20 protein-coding genes are annotated in these 24,448 nt (G+C 68.6%); 12 read left to right on the forward strand and 8 right to left on the reverse strand.

Features of this window, described 5'->3' with window-relative positions:
• The first annotated feature begins 46 nt into the window (after nucleotides 1-46).
• The gene (locus V3N99_17505; GenBank protein MEO3938530.1) at nucleotides 47-1,531 is read left to right on the forward strand and encodes an ATP-binding protein; all 1,485 of its coding nucleotides are present in this window, start codon (nucleotides 47-49) and stop codon (nucleotides 1,529-1,531) included.
• On the opposite strand, the gene V3N99_17510 is transcribed toward V3N99_17505, so the two are convergent.
• Both V3N99_17510 and V3N99_17515 read right to left on the reverse strand, forming a co-directional pair.
• A complete protein-coding gene (locus tag V3N99_17510) occupies nucleotides 1,519-1,956 on the reverse strand; it encodes a helix-turn-helix transcriptional regulator (protein ID MEO3938531.1) in 438 nt (145 codons plus the stop codon). The two genes, V3N99_17505 and V3N99_17510, sit on opposite strands and share 13 nt — an antisense overlap.
• The gene (locus V3N99_17515) at nucleotides 1,953-2,468 is read right to left on the reverse strand and encodes a hypothetical protein (protein MEO3938532.1); all 516 of its coding nucleotides are present in this window, start codon (nucleotides 2,466-2,468) and stop codon (nucleotides 1,953-1,955) included. Before V3N99_17515 ends, V3N99_17510 begins: the two co-directional genes overlap by 4 nt.
• A 115-nt stretch (nucleotides 2,469-2,583) precedes the next feature.
• Between V3N99_17515 and V3N99_17520 the strand changes: the two genes are divergently transcribed.
• The 4 genes from V3N99_17520 to V3N99_17535 all read left to right on the forward strand — a co-directional run bounded on the left by V3N99_17520 (nucleotide 2,584) and on the right by V3N99_17535 (nucleotide 7,550).
• On the forward strand, nucleotides 2,584-3,177 hold the full coding sequence (locus V3N99_17520; protein MEO3938533.1) for a winged helix-turn-helix domain-containing protein: 594 nt from the start codon (nucleotides 2,584-2,586) through the stop codon (nucleotides 3,175-3,177).
• Nucleotides 3,174-3,635, forward strand: coding sequence for a HEPN domain-containing protein (locus V3N99_17525; GenBank protein MEO3938534.1), 462 nt, complete (start codon nucleotides 3,174-3,176; stop codon nucleotides 3,633-3,635). The genes V3N99_17520 and V3N99_17525 overlap by 4 nt, the downstream gene beginning before the upstream one ends.
• Nucleotides 3,636-4,009: 374 nt before the next feature.
• Nucleotides 4,010-4,492, forward strand: coding sequence for a transcriptional regulator NrdR (nrdR, locus tag V3N99_17530; GenBank protein MEO3938535.1), 483 nt, complete (start codon nucleotides 4,010-4,012; stop codon nucleotides 4,490-4,492).
• A 133-nt stretch (nucleotides 4,493-4,625) separates the two neighbouring features.
• On the forward strand, nucleotides 4,626-7,550 hold the full coding sequence (locus tag V3N99_17535; protein ID MEO3938536.1) for a vitamin B12-dependent ribonucleotide reductase: 2,925 nt from the start codon (nucleotides 4,626-4,628) through the stop codon (nucleotides 7,548-7,550).
• A gap of 386 nt (nucleotides 7,551-7,936) precedes the next feature.
• On the opposite strand, the gene V3N99_17540 is transcribed toward V3N99_17535, so the two are convergent.
• Together V3N99_17540 and V3N99_17545 are read right to left on the reverse strand one after the other, a co-directional pair.
• On the reverse strand, nucleotides 7,937-9,298 hold the full coding sequence (locus V3N99_17540) for an IS1380 family transposase (GenBank protein ID MEO3938537.1): 1,362 nt from the start codon (nucleotides 9,296-9,298) through the stop codon (nucleotides 7,937-7,939).
• Nucleotides 9,299-9,692: 394 nt separating this feature from the next.
• On the reverse strand, nucleotides 9,693-10,892 hold the full coding sequence (locus tag V3N99_17545; protein ID MEO3938538.1) for an AIPR family protein: 1,200 nt from the start codon (nucleotides 10,890-10,892) through the stop codon (nucleotides 9,693-9,695).
• A 145-nt stretch (nucleotides 10,893-11,037) separates the two neighbouring features.
• Between V3N99_17545 and V3N99_17550 the strand changes: the two genes are divergently transcribed.
• The 6 genes from V3N99_17550 (at nucleotide 11,038) to V3N99_17575 (ending at nucleotide 16,652) form a co-directional block, all read left to right on the forward strand.
• Nucleotides 11,038-12,399 carry an IS1380 family transposase gene (locus V3N99_17550; protein MEO3938539.1) on the forward strand — a complete coding sequence of 454 codons (1,362 nt, stop codon included), beginning with the start codon at nucleotides 11,038-11,040 and terminating at the stop codon, nucleotides 12,397-12,399.
• Nucleotides 12,400-12,749: 350 nt separating this feature from the next.
• Complete coding sequence (locus tag V3N99_17555; protein MEO3938540.1) at nucleotides 12,750-13,796, forward strand: amidohydrolase family protein; 1,047 nt, start codon at nucleotides 12,750-12,752, stop codon at nucleotides 13,794-13,796.
• 3 nt (nucleotides 13,797-13,799) lie between these two features.
• A complete protein-coding gene (locus tag V3N99_17560) occupies nucleotides 13,800-14,600 on the forward strand; it encodes an iron-sulfur cluster assembly protein (GenBank protein MEO3938541.1) in 801 nt (266 codons plus the stop codon).
• Nucleotides 14,597-15,631, forward strand: a complete 1,035-nt coding sequence (locus V3N99_17565) for an NAD(P)-dependent alcohol dehydrogenase (GenBank protein ID MEO3938542.1) — start codon at nucleotides 14,597-14,599, stop codon at nucleotides 15,629-15,631. Before V3N99_17560 ends, V3N99_17565 begins: the two co-directional genes overlap by 4 nt.
• A gap of 74 nt (nucleotides 15,632-15,705) precedes the next feature.
• Nucleotides 15,706-16,212, forward strand: a complete 507-nt coding sequence (locus tag V3N99_17570; protein ID MEO3938543.1) for a DUF1097 domain-containing protein — start codon at nucleotides 15,706-15,708, stop codon at nucleotides 16,210-16,212.
• A 122-nt stretch (nucleotides 16,213-16,334) separates the two neighbouring features.
• Nucleotides 16,335-16,652, forward strand: coding sequence for an antibiotic biosynthesis monooxygenase (locus V3N99_17575; GenBank protein ID MEO3938544.1), 318 nt, complete (start codon nucleotides 16,335-16,337; stop codon nucleotides 16,650-16,652).
• A 24-nt stretch (nucleotides 16,653-16,676) separates the two neighbouring features.
• Here the strand turns inward: V3N99_17575 and V3N99_17580 are convergent, their stop codons facing one another.
• The 3 genes from V3N99_17580 to V3N99_17590 all read right to left on the reverse strand — a co-directional run bounded on the left by V3N99_17580 (nucleotide 16,677) and on the right by V3N99_17590 (nucleotide 21,123).
• Nucleotides 16,677-18,179: a GAF domain-containing protein gene (locus V3N99_17580; GenBank protein ID MEO3938545.1), complete on the reverse strand. Its 1,503-nt coding sequence runs from the start codon at nucleotides 18,177-18,179 to the stop codon at nucleotides 16,677-16,679.
• 589 nt (nucleotides 18,180-18,768) lie between these two features.
• The gene (locus V3N99_17585) at nucleotides 18,769-19,146 is read right to left on the reverse strand and encodes a hypothetical protein (GenBank protein MEO3938546.1); all 378 of its coding nucleotides are present in this window, start codon (nucleotides 19,144-19,146) and stop codon (nucleotides 18,769-18,771) included.
• Nucleotides 19,147-19,260: 114 nt separating this feature from the next.
• Nucleotides 19,261-21,123 carry a DUF2075 domain-containing protein gene (locus V3N99_17590; protein MEO3938547.1) on the reverse strand — a complete coding sequence of 621 codons (1,863 nt, stop codon included), beginning with the start codon at nucleotides 21,121-21,123 and terminating at the stop codon, nucleotides 19,261-19,263.
• A 218-nt stretch (nucleotides 21,124-21,341) separates the two neighbouring features.
• Here V3N99_17590 and V3N99_17595 point away from each other — a divergent pair, with 218 nt between their 5' ends.
• The gene (locus V3N99_17595; protein MEO3938548.1) at nucleotides 21,342-23,306 is read left to right on the forward strand and encodes a methyl-accepting chemotaxis protein; all 1,965 of its coding nucleotides are present in this window, start codon (nucleotides 21,342-21,344) and stop codon (nucleotides 23,304-23,306) included.
• On the opposite strand, the gene V3N99_17600 is transcribed toward V3N99_17595, so the two are convergent.
• Complete coding sequence (locus V3N99_17600) at nucleotides 23,303-24,382, reverse strand: IS630 family transposase (GenBank protein MEO3938549.1); 1,080 nt, start codon at nucleotides 24,380-24,382, stop codon at nucleotides 23,303-23,305. The two genes, V3N99_17595 and V3N99_17600, sit on opposite strands and share 4 nt — an antisense overlap.
• Nucleotides 24,383-24,448: the final 66 nt, after the last annotated feature.

The following is a 24,448-nucleotide window of genomic DNA, read 5'->3' on the forward strand; positions in this document are numbered from 1 at the left end:
GCCTCATCTAGATTAGGCTAATCTAGATGAGGCCAAGGAGGAGAGCGTGCCGGTCAGGACCTACCGATGGCCAGCCCTGGGCGAGTTCCGTGACCGCACCAAGGAGACCGCCGAGCTCGAGGCCTGGTGGGTCTCGACCAGTCGCGATCCCATCAGCCTCTACGGGCGCCGCCGGGTCGGCAAGTCCTGGCTGTGCCGCCGGTTCGCCCACGGCAAGCCGGCGGTCATCCTCGTCGCCGAGCGAGCCGTCCCCGGGCAGCAGCTGACCCAGATGGCCGCGGAGCTCGCCGCTGTCCTCGACGTGCGCCCCCAGCTCGACACCGTGGCCGATCTCTTCACCGTCCTCTACGACCTGGCCGCCCGTCGCAAGGTGCTCGTGGTCATCGACGAGTTCCCCTATCTGCTCGGCACGACCACCGCCGAGCAGCAGCGCACCCTGACCTCCATCCAGGCCGTCATGGAGCGCAAGCGTGACGGCTCCAAGCTCAAGCTCATCCTCACCGGCTCCACGATCTCCCAGATGGAAGACCTCCAGGCCGAGAAGAACCCGCTCCACGGCCGGCTCCGCCCGCTGTCGCTCTGGCCGATGCCCTTCGCGCCAGCAACCCTGCTGTTGCACGACTCCGACGTGCTCGACCAGCTGACCCGCTACTCCATCGCCGGAGGGATGCCGCACTACCTCGAGGCGCTCGCCGGCGGCGTCCTGGCGACGACGATCGCCCGCACGGTCGTCGACCCGCACAGTCAGCTGTTCTCCGAGCCCCGCAACCTGCTCTACAGCGAGCTGCGCGAGCCAGCCGTCTACTTCTCCATCCTGTCGCAGCTCGCCGGCAACCCGCAGGACGTCGCCTCCGTCGCCGCAGCTCTGCGTATGGAGCCCAAGCAGCTCGCCATGTACCTCGCGACCCTCGAGTCGCTACGCCTCGTCGCCCGCCACCGACCCGTGGGCGCAGGCCCCTCGTCCCGAGTGAGCCAGTGGAGGTGCACCGACCACTTCATCCGCTTCTGGTTCCGCTTCGTCCAGCGCTACCAGTCCGAGCTGGAGTCCGGCGCCGACCCCGTCGCCCACGTCAAGGCCAACGTCCTGCCCCACCTGGCCGAGCACACGGCGCCGGTCTTCGAGGAGGTCGTCACCACCTGGATGCGCAACCGCTACTCGGGCGCGACCGAGGTCGGCCCGTGGTGGGGGAGCGCACTCAACCCGTTGCGCGCCAAGAAGGAACGCTTCACCGAGGAGATCGACACCGTCGTCCTGCGCGGCAAGACCGTCGCCGCGGTCGCCGAGGCGAAGTGGACCAGCAAGCCGATGGGCGCCGACGTGCTCACCGACCTGATCGACTACAAGCTGCCGGCTCTCGACCAAGCCGGCTTCACGACCGTCGACACCGAGATCGTCCTCGCCTCTCGCAGCGGCTTCACCCGCGGGCTGAAGGATCTCGCGGCGGCGACGCCCAGCGTCCACCTCGTCGACGCCCGTGACCTGCTCGCCGCGCTACGACGACCTTCGAGCCCTCAGCCTCACGAGAGCTGACCGACGACCCGCCGCAGCCGCACCAGGAAGGCGGCGCAGGGGATGACAGATCCGGTGCGGTAGGTCGACACGCGCGGGCGGGAGGTGCCCACCCGAGTGGCGAGCTCGGCGATGGTCAGGCCCGACTGCTTGATGAGCCGGGCGATCTCCTGCGCGACCTCGTTGCGCTCGCCGACCTCAGCCTTCGTGCGGGCGCGGGCAATGGCCCGGGTCATGAGGGGTGCGACGCCCTGCGGCTGCTCGTGGGTCAGGTGGTCCTCGATCTGGTGCGCGACCGTGCCCCACGGGTCGTCGTCGACGGCGCTGGTGATCCGCACCCAGTCGCGCAGGGTCCCGCGCTCGATGAGGGTGACCAGGGCTTCGTAGGGCGAGGTCTCCAGGGGGGCGTCGACGGCGACGTCGACGTTGCGGAACGACGTGGTCACGGGTGCTCCAGACGGTCGACCATCGCGTCGGCCAGGTCGGTGCACGCGCCGACGACCGACGACCAGGTGTGCCACCGGGGGTCGAGCCCCTTGTAGGCCGACAGCTGCTGCGTCACGCGGGTGTCGCGGGGGAGGGGTTGCGACAGGCGTTGCACGAGAACGGTCTGCACCGAGTCGTCGTCACCTGAGCGGTCTCGGTAGTAGCGGTCCAGGCCTAGGAGCATCAGGGGTGCCTGAGACCCGAGCCGGTCGGCGAGCGCGACGACGTCGAGGTAGTCGCGGACCTGGTTGCGTTGCACCACCAGGTAGGCCTTGACCCGCAACATCTCCTCGAGCGTCGGCACCCACAGGATCTGGCCCTCGCCGACCGTGACCTCCTCGACCTCGAGCGGGCGGGTGCGTCGCAGCTGTCGGAGGCCGGCCTCGATGCCGTCAAGAGAGCCGAGCAGGGTCAGCGGCAGCGCTCGCGACCTTGAGCGGACGACCCTCACCGAGATGCGAGAGACGCCCATCTGGAACCGAGCCCGCTGACACCCGAAGTCCTTCCGGACCTGTCAGACAGGCTGCACGGATCGACGTCAACGTCATTTACCCTAGTTTCCGTTAGACAGATGATATCTTCCATCTATGCGTAGTGAAGCGCCTCCCCTCATGCCGATCTTCCGCTCCCAGCACCAAGCGGCATTGCTGGCGTGCCTCCTCATGCACCCCGACGACGAGTACACCCTTACCGACCTCGCCCGACGGCTCAGCGCACCGCTCACCACCGTGCAGCGGGAAGCGGGCCGCCTCGTCGACGCCGGCCTCCTCCGGGACCGCTCGGTCGGTCGAGCCCGCCTCCTGCGCGCCAACACCGACCACCGCGCCGCCGCACCCCTGACGCAGCTGCTCGAGCTCAGCTTCGGCCCGCAGGTGGTGGTGGGGGAGGAGTTCGTCATCCCAGGCGCCGAGCGCGTGCTGATCTTCGGCTCCTGGGCCGAGCGCTTCCACGGAACGGTCGGCAAGGCCCCTCGCGACGTCGACGTCCTCGTGCTCGGCACCCCCATACGAGCCGACCTGTATGAAGCCGCCGACCGCGCCCAGGCCCGGTTGGGCCTGCCGGTCAATCCTGTGTTGCGCTCCGTCGAGCAGTGGGACAAGGCCACTGATCCTCTCGTCGTCCAGATCAAGGCATCCGACTCCGTCGACGTGACGGCGGACGAGGGAGAGGGTGCGCGGTGAGTCGCTGGCCGATCGGGGAGGCCGATATCGAGCAGCTCATCGCGGCCCGACAGCCAGGTCTGCAGAAGGTGCAGGGCGGTCAGGCCAACGGTGGTCACCTCATGGAGAAGGCGAGTCGCACCCTGGCGACCTCGAGGACGATCTGCGCCGACGACCCGGACAGCGCCTTCGTCTTGGCGTATGACGCCGCGCGCTACGCCGCAACGGCTCTATTGGCGCACCAAGGACTGAGGCCGACCACCGCCGGCGGGCACTACGCCGTCGAAGTTGCGCTCCGCGCTCAGTTCGGCTCGGGGTTCCGAGCGTTCGGTGCGCTGCGCCGCCGCAGAAACGAGCTCGAGTACCCAAGCGCCGTGCACGAGACCACCACGCTCGCTGAGGCTCGTGAGGCGATCGAGGACGCCGCCGACATCGTCGACGCCGCTCGTCAGCTGCTCCCGACCCTGGGACTCTTCTGACGGTTCTGTTCCGCGCCCAACCCGCGACACGCCGACGCCACCCACGACACGCCGACGCCCCAATCCAGTCCCACCAGCCCCACGAGTCACAGCACCGCCCCTGACCTGCACCGTTGCCTCGTCCGCGCCACGACCAACCACAATGCGAGCCGAAAAGCCCGAAATCATCCGTCGAGCCGCCTTGCATCCCACGTCACACCCGGCGTACTGTCACCCCTACATCTAGTAGTTACACACCTGTAAGTCATCCACATGTAGTCCACACGGGATGAGCAGTTCTCCCCAGGTTGTTCACACGATGTCCCCCGGGTCGTCCACAAGAGGCCTGGTTTCGCAGCGTCCAGACCACCCCAGAGCCCCGAAGGAGACAGACCATGCACTGCCCGTTCTGCCGCCACACGGACTCCCGGGTCATCGACTCCCGCACGACCGACGACGGCACCGCGATCCGCCGCCGCCGTCAGTGCCCGGAGTGCGGCCGCCGCTTCACGACCCTCGAGAGCGCGAGCCTGTCGGTCGTCAAGCGCAGCGGCGCGAGCGAGCCGTTCAGCCGCTCCAAGGTCCTCGTCGGCGTCCGCAAGGCCTGTCAGGGCCGCCCGGTCACCGAAGACCAGCTCGCCGTCCTCGCCCAGCGGGTCGAGGAGACGGTGCGCCAACAGGGCAGCGCCGAGATCGAGGCCCACGAGGTGGGCCTGGCCGTGCTCGAGCCGCTGCGCGAGCTCGACGAGGTCGCCTACCTGCGCTTCGCCTCCGTCTACCAGGCCTTCTCCACCCTCGACGACTTCGAGTCGGCGATCACCCTGCTCCGCGCCGAGCGCGACGCCACGGGCCTCGAGCCCGCCCGCCGCACCCAGTAGAGCCTTCACCCGTCTCACAGCACGACAGAGCCCGTATGCCGTTCGGCCGGCTCTGTCAGACCCCCCAGCAAGACTGCACCTCACCTCCACCACCAGAAGACCCGGGCCGGGCCCGGGGTTAAGGGGAACCACCATGACCGAGACCGCGAACCGCGCCGCCACCCGCAAGGGCCCCCGCGGCAAGGGCGTGCAGATCGAGCGCATCTTCACCACCGCCGGGGTGCACCCCTACGACGAGGTGACCTGGGAGAAGCGCGACGTCGTCCAGCAGAACTGGAAGACGGGCGCGACGATCTTCGAGCAGCGCGGTGTCGACTTCCCCGACTTCTGGTCGGTCAACGCCTCCACCATCGTTACCACGAAGTACTTCCGCGGCGCCGTCGGCACCCCGCAGCGCGAGACCAGTCTCAAGCAGCTCATCGACCGCGTCGTGCTCACCTACGTCAAGGCCGGCAAGAGCCACGGCTACTTCGCCACCGACGACGACGCCGAGCTCTTCGAGCACGAGCTGACCTACGCCCTGCTCCACCAGGTCTTCTCGTTCAACTCGCCCGTCTGGTTCAACGTCGGCACCAAGAGCCCGCAGCAGGTCAGCGCCTGCTTCATCCTCTCGGTCGACGACTCGATGGACTCGATCCTCAACTGGTACCGCGAGGAGGGCAAGATCTTCCAGGGCGGCTCCGGCGCCGGCCTCAACCTCTCGCGCATCCGCTCCTCCAAGGAGCTTTTGTCCTCCGGTGGCACGGCCTCCGGCCCGGTCTCCTTCATGCGTGGCGCCGACGCGTCCGCGGGCACCATCAAGTCGGGCGGCGCGACCCGCCGCGCGGCGAAGATGGTTGTGCTCGACGTCGACCACCCCGACATCGTGGAGTTCGTCGAGACGAAGGCGCGCGAGGAGGACAAGATCCGCGCGCTGCGTGACGCCGGCTTCGACATGGACCTCGGTGGCAAGGACATCGTGTCCGTGCAGTACCAGAACGCCAACAACTCCGTGCGGGTCAACGACGAGTTCATGCGCGCAGTCGAGGCAGGCACCGACTTCGGTCTGCGCAGCCGCACCGACAACTCCGTCATCGACACCGTCGATGCCCGCACCCTCTGGGGCAAGATCGCCACGGCCGCCTGGGAGTGCGCCGACCCCGGCATGCAGTATGACGACACGATCAACGACTGGCACACCAACCCCGAGACCGGCCGCATCACCGCGTCCAACCCCTGCTCGGAGTACATGTCGCTCGACAACTCCTCGTGCAACCTCGCCTCGCTCAACCTCCTCAAGTTCCTGCGCGACGACGACACCTTCGACGGCGAGACCTTCCAGAAGGTCGCCGAGCTGGTCATCACCGCGATGGACATCTCGATCTGCTTCGCCGACTTCCCGACCGAGCCCATCGGCCAGACCACGCGTGACTACCGCCAGCTCGGCATCGGCTACGCCAACCTCGGCGCGCTGCTCATGGCCACCGGCCACGGCTACGACTCGCCCGGAGGCCGCAGCCTCGCCGCCTCCATCACCTCGCTGCTGACCGGCGCCGCCTACAAGCGCTCCGCCGAGATCGCGTCGGTCGTCGGCCCGTATGCCGGGTACGCCCGCAACGAGGCCGCCCACAAGCGGGTCATGCGCAAGCACCGGTCCGCCAACGACGAGATCAAGACCTTCGACGTCATGGACCGCGACGTCCACCAGCTGGCGACCAAGGCCTGGACCGACGTCGTCGAGCTGGGTGACAAGCACGGCTACCGCAACGCCCAGGCGTCGGTGCTCGCCCCGACCGGCACCATCGGCTTCATGATGGACTGCGACACCACCGGCATCGAGCCCGACTTCTCGCTCGTGAAGTTCAAGAAGCTCGTCGGTGGCGGGTCGATGCAGATCGTCAACCTCACCATCCCGCGTGCGCTGAAGAAGATGGGCTACACCGGCGAGACCGTCGAGGCGATCGTGGAGTACATCGCCGACAAGGGTCACGTCATCGACGCCCCCGGCCTCAAGCGCGAGCACTACGAGGTCTTCGACACTGCGATGGGCGCCCGCTCCATCTCGGCAATGGGCCACGTCAAGATGATGGCCGCCACGCAGCCCTTCCTCTCCGGCGCGATCAGCAAGACGGTCAACCTGCCCGAGGACGCCACGGTCGACGAGATCGCCGACGTCTACTTCCAGGGCTGGAAGATGGGCCTCAAGGCGCTCGCGGTCTACCGCGACAACTGCAAGGTCGGCCAGCCCCTCTCCGACGGCGGGTCCACCGCCAAGGACAAGGCCACCGACAAGGCTGCCGCGGCGGCCTCGGCCGGCGCCGTCAAGGTCGAGAAGGTCATCGAGTACCGCCCCGTCCGTCGTCGCCTGCCCAAGCGTCGCGGCTCGCAGACGACGTCGTTCGCCGTCGGGGGAGCGGAGGGCTACCTCACGGCCGGCACCTACGACACCGGTGAGCTGGGGGAGATCTTCCTCAAGTTCGGCAAGCAGGGCTCGACCCTCGCCGGCGTCATGGACGCCTTCTCCATCGCCGTCAGCATCGGCCTGCAGTACGGCGTGCCGCTGGAGACCTTCGTCGAGAAGTTCACCAACCTGCGCTTCGAGCCGGCCGGCCTCACGGACGACCCCGACGTGCGGATGGCGCAGTCGATCATGGACTACGTGTTCCGTCGCCTGGCGCTGGACTACATGGACTTCGAGACCCGCGGCTACATGGGCATCCACACCGCTGCGGAGCGGGCCCTCCAGCTCGAGACCGGCTCCTACCAGGCCGACGACGGCGACAGCGACGACCTCGAGGACGAGCTGGAGTCCTACTCCCAGTCCGCCCCCGTCACCAAGGCCAAGCCGGCCGAGGCGGAGTCGTCCGCGACGGTCGCCGCCGACGACGTGAAGTCGGGCGCCGGTGCGGCCTCGGCCCGGGTCGTCAGCAGCGAGATCCACTCATCCGCCGAGCTCATGGAGAAGTTCCAGGGCAAGTCGGCCGACGCCCCCATGTGCATGACCTGCGGGACGAAGATGCGCCCGGCGGGGTCCTGCTACGTGTGCGAGGGGTGCGGGAGCACCAGCGGCTGCAGCTGAGGGCCCGACAGTGAGGTGCGGGGTCTGCAGCCATGGCCCCGCGCCTTCCCCTTGTGAGCATCCCTGGAATTCTCCAGCAACTACCACTAACTAAGGTGATATTGATGGCGCGAGTTCGCTCTCTTGAACTGGGTATTCAGAACGTAGCGGTTCACCCATCGGAGGTGGACTGTTTCCACCAGATCGTTGTGGGACCATCAGGAGAAAAGTTCGTACATCTCTCGACGTTTGGTTCAGCCCGGATCCACCGTCCCTGATTTCGGGGGTGTCCGCTGACATCGTCGGCCGGTGATCCCGGGCCTTGCCGGACGGTGGCGCGGTGGAGCCGCCGGTCTGTCCGGCTCTTCCACGTCGGGTCGTTCCTCGGGGGCCAGGTGGCCGGATGGTCAGGTAGCGGTAGCGGTGGCGGTGGCCCAGAGGTTGTCCCATGCATTCGCCCAGGGCCAGTTCGTCGGTAGGTGCAGCATTAACCGTCGGGCCGAGGACGCGACCCTGCCCGGGACCGCGACCAGGTGGGTGCGCAGGGTGGCCCACCTCGCTTTAGCGTGGCGGGTCGAGGCGGCGACTCCCGCGGCGCGCAGGAGGTTGAACGCGAGGCAGGCCAGGGCGAGCCACGCTGCGTTGGCGTCGAACTTGCCTGACGGTGCGTGGGCCATGGCCCCGCTCTTGAGCTCGGCGATGACCTGCTCCACGATCGCGTGGTCCCGGTGGGTCTCGTCCGCGGCGATCGCGGTCAGGGTGGAGTTGGTGACGAACCCGTGATGACGCCAGCTGGCGAACAGCTCGTCTTGACCCGCAGCGACGGCGACCTTGTTGAGCCGCTGCACGCGGCGGACCACGAGTCGGCAGGGGACCTGCTGGTCCTTGCGGGCGGACGTGAACGCGATGAACTCGGTTTCGGCGACCTGCGCTTCGGAGATCCACCGCTGCTCGTCGTCGTCCCAGATCGCCCGGGGGTACTTGATCGTGGTCCACGCATCCTCGGGGATGGCGCCGATCGCCCGCACCACAGCAGGATTCATCCGCACGGTGACCGAGAACCAGGCCTTGGCCTTGAGGGCGGCGGTGACCAGGTCGCGGCGGTAGTACCCGGAGTCAGCCCGGACCATCACCTGCCCGCACGCCCCCGCGCGGCGGGCGGTGGCGACGGCGTCCCCGACCAGCTTCGCGCCGCCCTGCCCGGAGATCGTGTTGCCCTTGCGCAGCCGGCACGCTGCGATGACCGGTGCGCAGGTCGGCGACGACAGCACGGCCAGCTGCGCGTTCAGCCCCTTGACGCCGGAGTACCCGTACGCGACGCCCTGCTTCTTGTACCCGTGGACCTCGCGGATCGTGTCGTCGATGTCGACGAACGCCATCGCGTCGGTCCCGGCCAGGAGCCGCGGGACCACACCCGCGAGCCCGGCCAGGACCTGGGAGGAGATCGCGTCGAGCTGCCGGACGTGTCCGAACGTGAAGGTGCGTAGGAACGTCCCGACCGTCGAGGGGGCCCGCACCCCGGTCACGACCTTGCTCATGCCGCCGTGGCGCAGCACGTCGAGGTCGTCGATGCTGTCGGCGCCGGCGATCATCCCCGCGACCACGCACCCGGCCTTGACCGCCGCGTTGGGCGACGACACGGTCAACCGCTGCGTCAGCAGGCGCTGCAGCCCGGCGCGTTCGGCCAACCGCATCACCGGGACCAAACCCGCCACACCGATCAGGTTGGGGTCATCGAAAACTGCGTCGATCGTGTGGAATGCTTGCATCTGTCGGATGCCCCTTCGGAGCCGGTGATCTTGGACCTTCGCAAGCCCAATTCTCCTGCACCACAGGGGCATTCGCGTGTCACGACCCGCCGTTACCGCTCACACGTCGGTGGATCCGGGTTCAGATCAGCGCGACAGTAAGCCCAAAAGTAGCCAGTCCCTGCAGGTTGATCAAGCGATGGCTCGGAAGTTATCAGACGTACTGCGAGAGGCATTCCCAGACCTTTAGGCAGTACCAGAACCTTCTCGCGTGTTTCGCGGTACCTGACGCCCAGCTGTCACCCCTATCGGTCATAAGTACCAAGCCCCTCAACGTGCCGGATCAAAAGGACGATGATTTTTATCGCCCCGACGAATGCCCGCCCCACGGAGAGAACTCGCACCACGTGAAACGCTACAACTCCTCCCGCCATCCGCTGTTAAGTGCCTTAACGTAGATCGCCAGAAGTTCTCGAGCGGCGTCGCGCTCAAACCAGCCGCGCCGCATGGGGATGACCTCGCGAAGGCGGCGGTCATCCGCGCTGCTTAGTTGTGACTGCCCGCTGAGGAAGGTTCTGATCTTGCGCCACGTGCCCTCCTCGATCTCCTCAAGGTGCATCATCTCGGGGACATCATGGGGGAAGCGCGAGTTGACCGTGACCGTCCTCTCGCCGACGGCATTCAAGGTGATGGGGATGCACTCGCGGACGAAGCCGGAGCTCAACTCATGGGGCGTCTCCGCGAGCCGCTTCCATGCGGAGTCACGCTTTGCCCATTCGGTGACGTTCACGACGAGCCGGTCGTCGCTAGTGAGGACGTCGAGTGCTAGGCGTGCGACGGTGACCGCCTCTGCCAGCATGGCCTCGCCCACACATTGATTGTCCCATATTCGCAGTAGGTCGAACCCTGACACCCGTGCGTCCCTCGACATTTCCAGTGACAGTTTAGCCATCGCGTAGGCGGTTAGGTTCGCGAGGTAGCCGGCTTCGTACCAGTCGGCCTTGGAGATCGCCGTTCGGATGGAGTTGAAAAGGATGGTCTTGGCGACGAGCCGTCGGAAGTAGTTCTCGTTGAAGGCCTCGGGCTGCTTGGAGTACTGCTCGGAGACCAACGCGGCAAACGCCTTGAAGTTCTTCTGGGCCCCGCCACTAACTAGGTGGGGCTGCCTCTCCCATGCCACGACGTACTTCGCCGCGTCGACCTTGGTGATGACCTGTGCCCGGGGGAACTCGGCTTCGAATTTCTTCTGCTCAGAAGTGGACCGTCGGTTGCGATCGTTGAGGTACTGCCCGCGGGTCCTTTCGTAGTACCACTTGGTCTGGAAGCTCACTCCTGATCTCGTTGGGACTAGCACACGCTTCGAGAGCTCCTCCATCCGCACGTGGAACGGGCTGTTGGAGAAGAAGTCGTCCTCTCTCACGGCATTCTGACTGTTGGCGTATCGGCTGATCAGGGGTACCATCGCCACGGCATCGTCCACCGTGACCACGACCAGCTTCATCTGCACGAAGACGTCGGCCAGGTCGGCGTCACGACCTCCCTGTGTGGCATAGAAGAGCGACGCGGTTGTCTGGCCCCCGTTGACGATCTGGAGGTCAGTGATGCCGGTGATCATCCCGCCCGAGTACTCCACTCCTGAGCCCGGATCCACCGACGTGTGAGCGGTAACGGCGGGTCGTGACACGCGAATGCCCCTGTGGTGCAGGAGAATTGGGCTTGCGAAGGTCCAAGATCACCGGCTCCGAAGGGGCATCCGACAGATGCAAGCATTCCACACGATCGACGCAGTTTTCGATGACCCCAACCTGATCGGTGTGGCGGGTTTGGTCCCGGTGATGCGGTTGGCCGAACGCGCCGGGCTGCAGCGCCTGCTGACGCAGCGGTTGACCGTGTCGTCGCCCAACGCGGCGGTCAAGGCCGGGTGCGTGGTCGCGGGGATGATCGCCGGCGCCGACAGCATCGACGACCTCGACGTGCTGCGCCACGGCGGCATGAGCAAGGTCGTGACCGGGGTGCGGGCCCCCTCGACGGTCGGGACGTTCCTACGCACCTTCACGTTCGGACACGTCCGGCAGCTCGACGCGATCTCCTCCCAGGTCCTGGCCGGGCTCGCGGGTGTGGTCCCGCGGCTCCTGGCCGGGACCGACGCGATGGCGTTCGTCGACATCGACGACACGATCCGCGAGGTCCACGGGTACAAGAAGCAGGGCGTCGCGTACGGGTACTCCGGCGTCAAGGGGCTGAACGCGCAGCTGGCCGTGCTGTCGTCGCCGACCTGCGCACCGGTCATCGCAGCGTGCCGGCTGCGCAAGGGCAACACGATCTCCGGGCAGGGCGGCGCGAAGCTGGTCGGGGACGCCGTCGCCACCGCCCGCCGCGCGGGGGCGTGCGGGCAGGTGATGGTCCGGGCTGACTCCGGGTACTACCGCCGCGACCTGGTCACCGCCGCCCTCAAGGCCAAGGCCTGGTTCTCGGTCACCGTGCGGATGAATCCTGCTGTGGTGCGGGCGATCGGCGCCATCCCCGAGGATGCGTGGACCACGATCAAGTACCCCCGGGCGATCTGGGACGACGACGAGCAGCGGTGGATCTCCGAAGCGCAGGTCGCCGAAACCGAGTTCATCGCGTTCACGTCCGCCCGCAAGGACCAGCAGGTCCCCTGCCGACTCGTGGTCCGCCGCGTGCAGCGGCTCAACAAGGTCGCCGTCGCTGCGGGTCAAGACGAGCTGTTCGCCAGCTGGCGTCATCACGGGTTCGTCACCAACTCCACCCTGACCGCGATCGCCGCGGACGAGACCCACCGGGACCACGCGATCGTGGAGCAGGTCATCGCCGAGCTCAAGAGCGGGGCCATGGCCCACGCACCGTCAGGCAAGTTCGACGCCAACGCAGCGTGGCTCGCCCTGGCCTGCCTCGCGTTCAACCTCCTGCGCGCCGCGGGAGTCGCCGCCTCGACCCGCCACGCTAAAGCGAGGTGGGCCACCCTGCGCACCCACCTGGTCGCGGTCCCGGGCAGGGTCGCGTCCTCGGCCCGACGGTTAATGCTGCACCTACCGACGAACTGGCCCTGGGCGAATGCATGGGACAACCTCTGGGCCACCGCCACCGCTACCGCTACCTGACCATCCGGCCACCTGGCCCCCGAGGAACGACCCGACGTGGAAGAGCCGGACAGACCGGCGGCTCCACCGCGCCACCGTCCGGCAAGGCCCGGGATCACCGGCCGACGATGTCAGCGGACACCCCCGAAATCAGGGACGGTGGATCCGGGCTGAAGGGCGAGGGTGCTGTGTCAGTTGTCAGGAGTGGCTCAACCGTGGTCAGGACGCCCTTGGTGCGTCGAGTCGGCCGTCTGCAGGCCCATCTCTCAGGTGTCTCAGACTGAGACGAGCGGCCCCTGCCACGGCCGGTTGCGGCTCCATACGGTGAGTGGTGTCCGCGACGACGGCGTCGCGAGTGGAGGAGACACCGCATGTACAGCAAGGACGGCGAGAGCTACTACATCGTGGACGCGCACATCGCGCTCTGGGATGCCCGGCCGGAGAACCAGCTCAACATCCACGGCAAGCAGTTCATCGACTGCTTCTACGACTACCACCGCAACCTCAGCCCCGAGTCCGAGGTCTGGTCCTACGAGGACTACCTCTACCAGGGTGGGGAGCGGCTGAAGAAGGACCTCTTCGAGGACGGCTACGTCGACCACGCGATCTTCCAGCCGGCCCACCTCGGCGAGTTCTACAAGACCGGCTTCGGCCAGACCGACGAGGCCTACCAGCTGGCCAAGGCCAACCCCACCAAGCTGACCTACAACCACCACTTCGACCCGCGAAACGGCGAGGCCGGCCTCGACCAGCTGCGGGCCGACCACGAGGCGATGGGGTTCAAGGGGGTCAAGCTCTACACCGCGGAGTGGCACGGCGACTCACGCGGGTGGAAGCTCACCGACCCGTGGTCCTACCGCTACTTCGAGGTCTGCCGCGAGCTCGGCATCACCAACATCCACGTCCACAAGGGCCCGACGATCCGCCCGCTCGACCGCGACGCCTTCGACGTCGCCGACATCGACGGGGCGGCCAGCGACTTCACCGACCTCAACTTCATCGTCGAGCACGTCGGCCTGCCGCGCCTGGAGGACTTCTGCTGGATCGCCACGCAGGAGCCCAACGTCTACGGCGGGCTCGCGGTCGCGATGCCCTTCATGCACACCCGCCCGAAGTACTTCGGCCAGATCCTCGGCGAGCTCCTCTACTGGATCGGGGAGGACCGCATCTTCTTCTCCAGCGACTACGCCATCTGGACGCCCAAGTGGCTGGTCGAGCAGTTCGTCGACTTCCAGATCCCCGCCGAGCTGACGGAGTACGCCCCCATCACGACCAACCAGAAGAAGAAGATCCTCGGGCTCAACGCGGCCAAGATGTACGGCCTCGAGGTGCCGGCCGAGCTGCAGCTGCCCGACGCCAACGAGACAGAGACCGGCCCGCGCGAGGCGCAGGCCGACGCCCAGCTTGTGAACGCCTGAGCGATGACCGTCCTCACCAGGGAACGGGTTGACCACGGGCAGGTGGGGGAGGACGACGTCCGGCGGGCGCTGGACGTCGTCATCGACCCCGAGCTCGACGAGCCCATCACCGACCTCGGCTTCGTGCGGTCGATCGAGGTGTCGGAGGCGGAGGTGCGCGTGCACCTGCGGCTGCCGACGTCGTTCTGCTCGCCCAACTTCGCCTATCTCATGGCCTCGGACGCCAAGGACGCGATCACCGGTATGGAGGGGGTGGGGCACGTGGTCGTCGAGCTCGACGACCACCACGACTCCGACCTCATCAACACTGGGCTCGCGGCCGACGCGGGCTACAAGGGCACGTTCCGGCACGAGGCCGAGCACGACCTCGAGGAGCTGCGGGCGACCTTCCAGCGCAAGGCCCACACAGCCGCGATGGAGCGGTGCCTTACGGGGCTGCTCCGCTCCGACCCCACGCTGGCTGAGGCCAGCGTGGGGCAGGTGCGGCTTGGTGAGCTGCCAGCGGCGCGGCATACGGACGCCTTGCTCCGGCGGCGGGCGGCCCTCGGGCTGACCGACGACCCCGAGGCGCTCGTCATGGTCGACCACGAGGGGCACGGCTACGCCCCCGACGCGGTGCCCATGGCGCTGCGGCGGGCGCGTTCGACGCGCATCTCGATCGACGGCAACGCGCACTTCTGTCGGGGGCTGCTCGCCACCCGCTACCCCGGGGCGGACGGCGACCAGGTCGCTCGGCCCGACGGTGCGGAGCCTGCCACCCACCACCAGCTACTTTCGTTGACAGTGAAGGAGACCCGCGCATGAGCACCATGCGAGCCGTCCAGGTGGTCGGCTACCACCAGGACCTCAAGATGGCCGAGGTCCCGATCCCGCAGGCGTCCAGCCCGTGGGACGTCGTCGTGAGGATCGGTGGGGCCGGCGTGTGCCGCACCGACCTGCACATCCTCGAGGGGCAGTGGGCCGAGAAGTCGCAGGTCACGCTGCCCTACACGATCGGCCACGAGAACGCCGGGTGGGTGCACGCCATCGGCTCGGCCGTCACCAACGTCGCCGAGGGCGACAAGGTCATCCTCCACCCGCTCATCACCTGCGGCCTGTGCCGCGCGTGCCGCTCGGGCGACGACGTGCACTGCGAGAACAACCAGTTCCCGGGGATCAGCCACAACGGCGGGTATGCCGAGTACCTCCTCACGTCGGCACGCTCGGTCGTCAAGATCGATGACTCGCTCGAGCCGGCCGACGTGGCGGCTCTCGCCGACGCCGGGCTGACCGCGTATCACGCGGCCGCGAAGGCGGCCAAGCGGCTGACCCCGCGGGACACCTGCGTCGTCATCGGCGCAGGAGGGTTGGGGCACATCGGGATCCAGGTGCTCAAGGCGCTGTCACCGGCCCGGCTCGTCGTCATCGACCGCAACCCGGATGCGCTCGAGCTCGCGAAGTCGATCGGCGCCGACGTCGGCGTGCTCGGCGACGGGTCGCAGGTGGAGGCGGTGCTCGACCTCACCCACGGCTTCGGCGCCGAGGTGGTCGTCGACTTCGTCGGGGAGAACGGCTCCACGTCGGAGGGCATCGCGATGACGCGGCAGGGAGGCGACTACCACGTCGTCGGCTACGGGGAGAACGTCGACGTGCCGACCATCGACCTCGTGTCCTCGGAGAAGAACGTCATCGGCAACCTCGTCGGGTCCTACAACGACCTGCAGGACCTCATGGCCCTCGCCGCATCCGGGGCGGTCACCCTGCACACCCAGAAGTACGCTCTCGACGACTTCCAGTCGGCGATCTCCGACCTCGACGCCGGCAAGGTGCGGGGTCGCGCCATCCTCGTGCCCTGAGCCGAGGTGCATCCGGCCCGGTGAGGGCGGGCTTCATCCACACCCTGCTTTCCTTCTCGGACAAAGGAGTCCCTGTGAAGAACTACCTGGGGATCGGGATCTCGATCGGCGTCCTCGCCGGCATCTGGACCGCTCTCAGCACGAACATCATCATGACCAGCATGCCGCTCATCACCTGGGTCGGCTTCGCCGCTTGGGCGACCTACTTCGCTGCCGGGGCTGGGATCACCGGGCTGACCAAGTCGGTGGCGTCGAACGTCTCGGGAGCCGTCTACGGGTGGCTCGTCGTCGCCTTCGTCGGCGCGGTGGCCTTCAAGGGCAATCTCGCCATCGCGGTGGCCGTCATCGCCCTGCTGATGTGCCTGCAGGCCAGCATCTCGGTGCTGAGCTTCATCCCCGGCGCGTTCATCGGGGCGGCGTCCTACTTCGGGACGACGTTCTCCTTCTGGCCCACCGTCGTCGCGCTCGTCATCGGGGGGCTCTTCGGCCATGCCTCGGGGCTCCTCGGCGGCGCCATCCAGGCCCGGCTGTCACCGCCGGTGCCCACCAGCTCTGTCGGGCCGTCGGCCACGGTGGCCTGACCCGGGAGGGTGGTCGCGGCATCCCGTGTGGGGGCCGCGACCACCGTCTGCCCCGACTGGGGTATCCCCTGTCGTGGGGCGGCCGAGGGTGGCCGCCCCACCACCTCGATCTAGGAGAGACGTTGATCTTCATCACCGCCAAGTTCCCCGTGAAGCCCGAGCACGCCGACGACTGGCCGCAGATCTCGCAGTGGTTCACCGACGCGTGCAACGCCGAGGAGGGCTGCCTGTTCTTCCAGTGGTCCCGCTCGGTCGCCGACCCCAACGAGTACGTGCTGCTCGAGGCCTTCCGCGACGACGATGCCGCGGCGGCGCACGTGGGATCGGCCGCGTTCAAGCGGGCGGGGGAGGAGCTGCCGGGCTACCTGTCGCGGACGCCGGACATCGTCAACGTCAAGGTCGACGGGTGGTCTGAGCTGGGGGAGCTGGCGGTCAGGTAGCGGGCTGCTGGCGACGGCACGGCGCTACCGGGGGCGCTGGAGACCGTAGTGCGCGATCTTGCGGTAGAGCGTGGCCCGGCTGATGCCCAGCTCCGCGGCGACGGCCGTGACGGAGACCGCGGGGCGGGACAAGTGACGCTGGATCTCGTTGCGCTCGACCTGCTCCATTCGGGTGAGTCGGGTGCGGTGGTGACCAACGATGTCAGCCGGCAGGTGGCGGACGTCGACGACCTCGGTCCGCAGGGCCGCATCGTGCACCACACCCATGAGCTCGTCGACGTTGCCGGGCCAGCCGTGGCTGGTCAGGGCCCGCTCTGCGGCCGCGGTGAACGCGACCTCTCGAGAGCGGGTGTGGTGGGCGGCGTAGCGCGCGAGCGGCATGACGTCAGAAGGCCGCTCGCGCAGTGGCGGCACCTCGATGACCGCGTCGACCAACGCCCGCAGCGGTTCGGGCACGGCATCCAGCCGCTCGGTGGTCACCGCCCACGGCAGGGCCGGTACCGTCCCGGACGAGGTCCTCGGCATCGATAGGCGAGCGGCCACCGCCCGGTCATGCAGAGTGCGCGCCCCCCACGCGGTGAGGCTGTCGACGCCCTCGACGATGACGCCGGTGCGCTCCTTGCCGAGCTCAGGGGTCCACAGCGACAGCCAGGCCTCTACGTCGTCGGGCGCGGGGGTGGCCGCGCTGAGGATGCGGTCGTGCGGACGGGTGCGCCGCATCGCCTGCGCCAGCAACGTCGCCCGGCCGCACCCCGGCTCGCCGACCGCGGCGACGACCCGGCCCGCCTCGAGGGCGAGCACGGCGAGGTGCAGCGCGTCGGTCCAGGCGGTCGACATCGCCCCGAGCGTGCCCGAGCCGGGCTCTAGCCGCGCCGTCTGCGCGCGGAAGACCCCACCACGCGGCTGGGGGCGGGCGACGTGGCCGTGCGAGCGGGCCAGCATCAGGGCCGAGGTGGTGCCGGCGGCCGACTGGGCGAGCGCCAGGAGCAGATCGGTCGACGAGCGCGCCCAGGTGGTGATGTTGACGCAGCCCTCGAGCCGGCCGGAATGGGGGTCGAGCACCGGGACGGCGGCGCACGTGTAGGTGCACAAGCTCGCCGAGTAGTGCTCGTCGGCGCGCACCAGCGTCGGCGCCCGGTCGGCCAGCGCAAGCCCGAGCCCGTTGGTGCCGGCAGCCCGCTCGGAGTAGGCGAACCCCGGGGCGAGGTGAACGCGGTCGAGCGCCCGCAGCAGTGAGGTGTCACCGCTGAGCCGGTTGAGCACCAGCCCGTCGGCGTCGGTGAGCATCAGGGCGATCGGCTCGTTGGCCAGCGTCTGGTGCAGCCCGCTGAGCACCTCATCACCGCACTCGAAGAAGAGCGAGTCAGCCGCCGAAGTGCCCGCCCAGATCGGGTCGACCTCGTCGAGGTCCACCCCGTAGTCCTCACTGCGCTGCCACGACGCGAGCAGGCGCCGGGAGACGGCCGTCGGCACACCGTACGGCGATCTCGCCCGCAGGGGCAGCAGCGGGTCATCGGGTGGCGTCATCGCCCCTCCCTTCATGGCCCAGCGTATGCCCTGCACGATCCGTCCGGGCGGGGGAGGAGCCGCCGGGCTACCTGTCGCGGTCGGCCGACATCGTCAACGTGAAGGTGGACGGCTGGTCTGGGCTGGGGGAGCCGGCGGTCAAGCAGCTGACTGCTGGCGACTCGTGATCGGCCCCGCCCATGGTCCTTGGGGCCGGAGCGGGGCTTATGCGGGCTTATGCGGGCTTATGCGCCGTTCGTTGTCAGACGGACACGATCTCGACCAGGTTTTCCAACCCACGCAGGTCCCTGGAGTTGCGGGTGTAGAGCCTGGCCGAGTGGACGTGCGCCGTAGCGGCGATGAGCAGGTCCAAGACCCGGCTGCGGGGGTTGGCGACCGACCGCCACCACGGCCGAAGCCAGCGCACCGTAAGTGGTCGCGACCGCCGCATCCACGGGCAGCGGTGAGAAGCTGGCCTGCAGGATGGACAGGCGGCGCAGTCGTTCCGTCCGCACCTCGAGGTGCTGCGCGACCAACACTCCGAAACTGAGTTCCGCCAGGCTGGCGGCACTGATCGCCAGCTCGCCCTCCAAGGGAGGGAGGTCGTCGGTCAAAAGCAGGCTGTGCGCAGCTCGTCAGCGTCCAGCGAGGCCAGCCACTGCTCGGTCGCCGTGGGCTCGGGCGGTCGGGGCAGGAAGGCGAGCGGGCGGGCGTAGTCGAGGGCCGCCAGGCCGACCGCGACCGTGTGCTCGCACAGGCTGCTCACCCCGCGCCGCCGGGACGGGCAGCTGTTGGTCAGCCGGCCACGTGACCACTCGAGCACCACGATCGCCGGAGCCAGGTGCGGGTGGACGCCACCGGCCCGACCCGGCTCGACGAAGACGTCCTCGACGAGGTCGGCCGCCTCCTGCCCCGCGGCGTACTCGTCAGGGGAGGAGTGGGTGAGCAGGGCCGCTTCGCTGAGCAGACCGTCGATGACCAGCGCCATGGACCCATCTTCGCGTGTGGGCGCCGGCCGTCGTGCGGGCGCCTCACAGTGCCCCCATTCTCAGAGGCGCGACGGTAGCGTTTCCCGAGGAAGCCAGTCGGTGTCGCGTGGTGACTACGCCGTGAGGTGGCGCAGGAAGTCGTTGGTCGGCCCGTCGGTCGAGTGGATGCTCACCCCCTGCATCCCGCGCGTGAGCAGCACCTTGTAGACGTTGCGCACCAGCCGGTCGAAGTCGGCGTCCGAGACCGTGCTGCGGTTCCTGAAGTCAGGGTCGCGGTTGGCGCTCCGCACCGACACCCAGCGCCCCTCTCGCCACACGAGATCGGGCCCGATGATGACGCCGGCGTAGTCGTACTCGAACCCCTGCGCGGTGTAGACGCACCCGACCTGCCCGAACCCGGCCGGGTCCGTCGCCCACAGCGCGGCGGCGGGAGCGCCGCCGACCGACCGGTCGCCCTTGAGGTTCCACGGCCGCGACCACCCGCCGATCGACACGTCGGGCACGAGCGTGCCGTCGCGGCCCGGATCGCTCCAGGGCCAGCAGTATCCGGCGGCCATCCGGGCGCCATACCCCTGCTGGTGCGTGGTGGCCAGCCCGTGCTCCAGCTCGGCGGGGGAGTCGACGACCTCGACGGCGAAGTGGTCGTCGCCCGACCAGGGGATGGGGCCGCCGGGCTCGAGCCCGAGCAGCCGCTGCACCCACGCGACGTAGGCCTGCGACCCGCCACAGCGGAACTGCTCGTCGAGGCTGATCCGCTCCACCATGATCCCGAGCTGCGCTGCGTGCTTCTCGATGTCGTCCACCGTGCCGAGCTCGCCCGGGCGCACGACCTGGTGCTCGTCGAGCAGGAAGACGGGCACCCGTGCGGCCGCGAAGAGCTCGTCGATCTGCGGGCGTCCCGTGCGCTGCTCGGCTTTGGTCCACCGGTTGACGGAGGTCTCGCGGATGCGGTGGGCCTCGTCGAGGATGAGCACGTCGAGGTCGTTGGGCTCAGCGGTGATGAACGAGTTGAAGTACTGAAACATCCTCTGCACCCTCGGCGCCCGCGCGCCGGCCACCTTGCGCAGGGTCTGGGTGAAGGAGCGCGAGCCCGTGGCGTGCAGCACCGACCGCCCCTCGCGTGACAGCTCACCGAGCAGCGACAGCGCGATGACGCTCTTGCCGCTGCCCGGCCCACCGGTGATGACGACGGCCGACTTCGAGTCCTCGCGTCGTGCCCGGTCGACCGCGTGCAGCACGTGGTGGAAGGCGTCCATCTGCTCCCCCAGCAACACGAACACCTCCCGCCGCTGCACCTCCTCGGCCGCGACCTGCAGCAGCTGCCGGGACGGGGTGATGCGACTGCCGAGCAACGCGTCGCCGTACGGCGTGCCGTCGACCCCGCTCGCGAAGCGCGAGCGGAGGAACTCGACGAAGTCTCCGCGGCGCTGCCCGGTGAAGAGGCGCCCGTGCTGGTCCGGTGCCATCCGCAGCAGCTCGGAGACCCCGGAGTCGGTGGCGTTGTGCAGGTAGGCGACTCCGGCGAGGGCCGCGGGCTCCTCGGCGAGAGCGGCGGTGAAGTCACGCAGGTAGTCGCAGTAGCCCCGGACCTGCAGCACGGGGTGGGTGACCGGGCGGGCTCCATACGCCTTGATGGTGACGAGGGAGTCGTCGCCCTCGAAGAGCTCGGCGTCGCTCCACTGCTTGAGCTCGACGACGAGGTATGACGCGCCGCCCGTCGTCGGGTGCTGCCCGGAGAGCACGACATCGGCGCGCTTGCTGGTGAGTGGCAGCTGGTACTCGATGAGCATCTCGACGTCACCCAGGCCCGCGGTCAGCAGGTCGGCCGCGAGGGCGGGCAGGCTTCGCTCCCACGACAACCGCTCACCGGGGCTGGGGGTGCGTCCTGCCTTGACTCGCATCTCGGTCACCAGTCGTGCGACGAGGCCTTGCTCGACGGGTGAGAAGGCACCGGCGGTGGTGCGGAAGAGTGTCACAGGTCGGGTCCCCAGACAGCACGATGTCATCGTGCGGGTGGGGGCGTGTCCCGGAGGAAGCCCGTCGGGCCGCGTGTACAGCAGTGACCCTAGCCAACCCCGTCGGGATCGGCGCGGGAAGCTCGGCGGCCGAACGGCTCATGGATCGGGTCGGCCCTGCCGATCGGGGAGTGGGAGGCATCTTCCGCCGTCAGTCAGTCGTCCTCGTGGGGTGTGTGGTGCGCAGGTTCCGGTTCACGATCAAGGCGCGCATCGTCGCGGCCATGGTGCTCATGCTGGTGGTCTCGATGGTGGGAGTGGTCTCCTACATCACCGGTCGCAGTGCCGACGAGGCCCGACGGGCCGGCTTCGCGTATGCCGACGAGGTCGCCCAGCGCAACGCGGCGGCGGCGCAGCGAGTGATGCAGGGCGCCCTCGACACCGCGGAGAACCTCGCGCCGATGCTGCTGGCGAACTCAGCCACGGGTCGGGACCGGCGGGTGGTCAACGCCGAGCTGCGGTCGGTGCTTTCGACCCACCCCGAATACCTCGGCACGTGGACCTGCTGGGAGCCCAACGCGTTCGACGGACGCGACGCGAGCTTCCGCAACGCCGGCGCCGGCGACGACGCGACGGGTCGGCTGATCCCCTACTGGGTGCGCGACGCCGGCGCCATCAGCCAGACCCCGCTCGTCGACTACACCAAGGCCGGTGCCAACGACTGGTATGCCATCGCCGCGACCAGCCGCAGGGAGAAGGTCCTCGAGCCGTACGTCTACCAGATCGGCGGCAAGGACGTGCTCATGACGTCGGTGGCGGTGCCCATGATCCGGGGCGGGAAGGTCGTCGGGGTGTCGGGGGTCGACCTGACGCTGGCCAGCCTGCAAGCGGTGATCAGTGGCATCCGCCCCCTGGGCACCGGCAGTGCGACGCTGCTCAGCACGTCCGGCAACGTGGTCGGTGGCGGGAGCAGCCAGGATGTCGGCAAGCCGGCTGACGAGGGTCTGCGGGCCCTCGCGGCCAGCTCGGTCAAGACCGGGAAGAGCGCCGAACGCACCCTCGACGTCAGCGGCGCCGAGACGCTGCAGGTCGCCGTCCCCGTGCGGTTGGGGGCGGGTGACACCTGGTCGCTCGTCATCTCCGTGCCGACAGCCACCATCGTCGCCGCGGCGAACAGCACCCGCACCACCGGCATCCTCATCGCGCTGGCCGCGGTGCTGATCGCCGCCCTGGTGGCCTACTTCCTGGCCCGCACGATCGTGCGGCCGATCGTGCGGCTGCGCGACCGCATGGCTGAGATCGCCGACGGCGAGGGAGACCTGACCCAGCGCGCCGTGGTCAGCGACGACGAGGCGGGCGACCTGGCCGACGCGTTCAACCGCTTCATCGAGAAGGTCGCCACCACCATCCGGGGCATCGCCGAGTCGACGGCGCAGCTGACCAGCGCGGCGCAGCAGCTCGACACCGTGAGTGCTCAGCTGCAGTCCGGGGCCGCCGACGCCTCCCACCAGGTGGGGACGGCCAGCTCGGCGAGTGAGCAGGTCAGTGCCGGGGTGCAGTCGATCGCCGCCGGCGCCGACCAGATGGGGGCCTCGATCACCGAGATCGCCTCCAACGCCACCCAGGCCGCCCAGGTCGCCTCCGAGGCCATGGCCGTGGCTCAGCGCACCAACGAGCAGGTCGGCGCTCTCGGCGTGGCCAGCGCCGAGATCGGCGACGTCGTCAAGCTCATCAGCACCATCGCCGAGCAGACCAACCTGCTCGCCCTCAACGCGACGATCGAGGCGGCCCGTGCGGGCGAGTTCGGCAAGGGCTTCGCCGTGGTCGCCTCCGAGGTCAAGGAGCTCGCGCACCAGACCGCGCAGGCGACCCAGATGATCAGCGACCGGATCGGGGCCATCCAGCTCTCCAGCGTCTCGGCAGCGACCGCCATCACCGAGATCGCCGAGGTCATCACCAGGATCAGCGACTTCACCATGACCATCGCGTCGGCCGTGGAGGAGCAGACCGCCACGACCAGCGAGATGAGCCGCACCGTGGCGGAGGTCGCCGCCAGCAGCGCGGGGGTCGCCGACACCATCAACGGCGTGGCCGACGTCGCGGCCTCCACCGCCGGCAGTGCCACGACCACCCAGCACGCGGCGGCCAACCTCTCCGGACTTGCCGCGGATCTCACCCAGCTCGTCGGCACGTTCCGCTACTAGTGTCGCGTGTCGTAGGACTTCTTCCGGTGGGGTGAGGGCTTGGCGTGGGCGATGATCTCGTCGGCGTTCTTGGTCCACGTGAACGGGTGGGCTCGCTCGTTCCAGCCGTCGATGTACGTGCCGATCGCGGCCTCGAGGTCGGCGACGGAGTGGTACGTGCCGCGGCGGATCGCCTGTCGGGTGATGATCCCGAAGAAGATCTCGACCATGTTCAGCCACGACCCGGACGTGGGGGTGAAGTGCAGGTGGACGCGGGGGTTCTTCGCCAGCCAGGCACGCACGTTGGGGTGCTTGTGGGTGGCGTAGTTGTCGCACACCACGTGCAGCGGGACTCGGGGGTAGGCCTTCGCGACCTGCTTCAGGAAGGTCAGGAACTCGACGTTGGTGTGCTGCTGGAAGCACCGGTCGGTCACCAGCCCGGTCGCGACCTCGAGCGCCGCGAAGAGCGTGGTCGTCCCGTTCCGCTTGTAGTCGTGCGTCTGCTTCTCCGGGATGCCCGGCCGCAGGGGCAGGATTGGCGCGGTCCGGTCCAATGCCTGGATCTGGGTCTTCTCGTCGATGCAGACCACGACGGCCTTGGCGGGCGGGTCGAGGTAGAGGCCGACGACGTCGCGGATCTTCGCCTCGAGCTCGGGGTCGGTGGAGAACTTGAACGTCTCGGCCTTCCACGGCTTGAGGCCCCACCGGCGCCAGATGCGCGCGATCGTCGCGAAGCTGACCCCCAGGTGGTCGCCCAGCAGCCGGGCCGACCAGTGCGTCACCCCGAGACGGTCCGGCGGCGGCTCCAACGTGGCCGCGATGATCGTCTGCTCGTCGTGCACCGGCTGGCGTCCCGGCCGGGGCAGGTCGTCCAGCTGCTCCAACCCGCCTGCGGTGTAACGGTTCCGCCACAGCCGCACGGTCGGCAGGCTCACTCCGACCCGCCGACTGATCTCGGCGTTGCTGTGACCCTCGGCCGCCAAAACGAGGATCCGTGCCCGCTGCGCCAACCCCGCCGACACCGTCGAGGACCGCAGCCACCCCCGCAGGACCTTCTCGTCCCCGACCCGTAACACCAACGGCTCCACACGTGACATGAGCCATTGTCTCAACCCACGACCAGAAAGTCTTCAACGACACGCGACACTAGAGTTGGCGCGACG

The organism is Dermatophilaceae bacterium Soc4.6 (assembly GCA_039889245.1).
In the GTDB taxonomy this organism is placed as follows: Bacteria; Actinomycetota; Actinomycetes; order Actinomycetales; family Dermatophilaceae; genus Lapillicoccus.

Coding starts and splice junctions, on each gene's coding strand:
- V3N99_17600 (MEO3938549.1), bottom strand. CDS start 24,382: ATGTCACGTGTGGAGCCGTTGGTGTTACGGGTCGGGGACGAGAAGGTC.
- V3N99_17535 (MEO3938536.1), top strand. CDS start 4,626: ATGACCGAGACCGCGAACCGCGCCGCCACCCGCAAGGGCCCCCGCGGC.
- V3N99_17550 (MEO3938539.1), top strand. CDS start 11,038: ATGCAAGCATTCCACACGATCGACGCAGTTTTCGATGACCCCAACCTG.
- nrdR (MEO3938535.1), top strand. CDS start 4,010: ATGCACTGCCCGTTCTGCCGCCACACGGACTCCCGGGTCATCGACTCC.
- V3N99_17520 (MEO3938533.1), top strand. CDS start 2,584: ATGCGTAGTGAAGCGCCTCCCCTCATGCCGATCTTCCGCTCCCAGCAC.
- V3N99_17580 (MEO3938545.1), bottom strand. CDS start 18,179: ATGACGCCACCCGATGACCCGCTGCTGCCCCTGCGGGCGAGATCGCCG.
- V3N99_17515 (MEO3938532.1), bottom strand. CDS start 2,468: ATGGGCGTCTCTCGCATCTCGGTGAGGGTCGTCCGCTCAAGGTCGCGA.
- V3N99_17560 (MEO3938541.1), top strand. CDS start 13,800: ATGACCGTCCTCACCAGGGAACGGGTTGACCACGGGCAGGTGGGGGAG.
- V3N99_17555 (MEO3938540.1), top strand. CDS start 12,750: ATGTACAGCAAGGACGGCGAGAGCTACTACATCGTGGACGCGCACATC.
- V3N99_17565 (MEO3938542.1), top strand. CDS start 14,597: ATGAGCACCATGCGAGCCGTCCAGGTGGTCGGCTACCACCAGGACCTC.
- V3N99_17585 (MEO3938546.1), bottom strand. CDS start 19,146: ATGGCGCTGGTCATCGACGGTCTGCTCAGCGAAGCGGCCCTGCTCACC.
- V3N99_17540 (MEO3938537.1), bottom strand. CDS start 9,298: ATGCAAGCATTCCACACGATCGACGCAGTTTTCGATGACCCCAACCTG.
- V3N99_17545 (MEO3938538.1), bottom strand. CDS start 10,892: ATGATCACCGGCATCACTGACCTCCAGATCGTCAACGGGGGCCAGACA.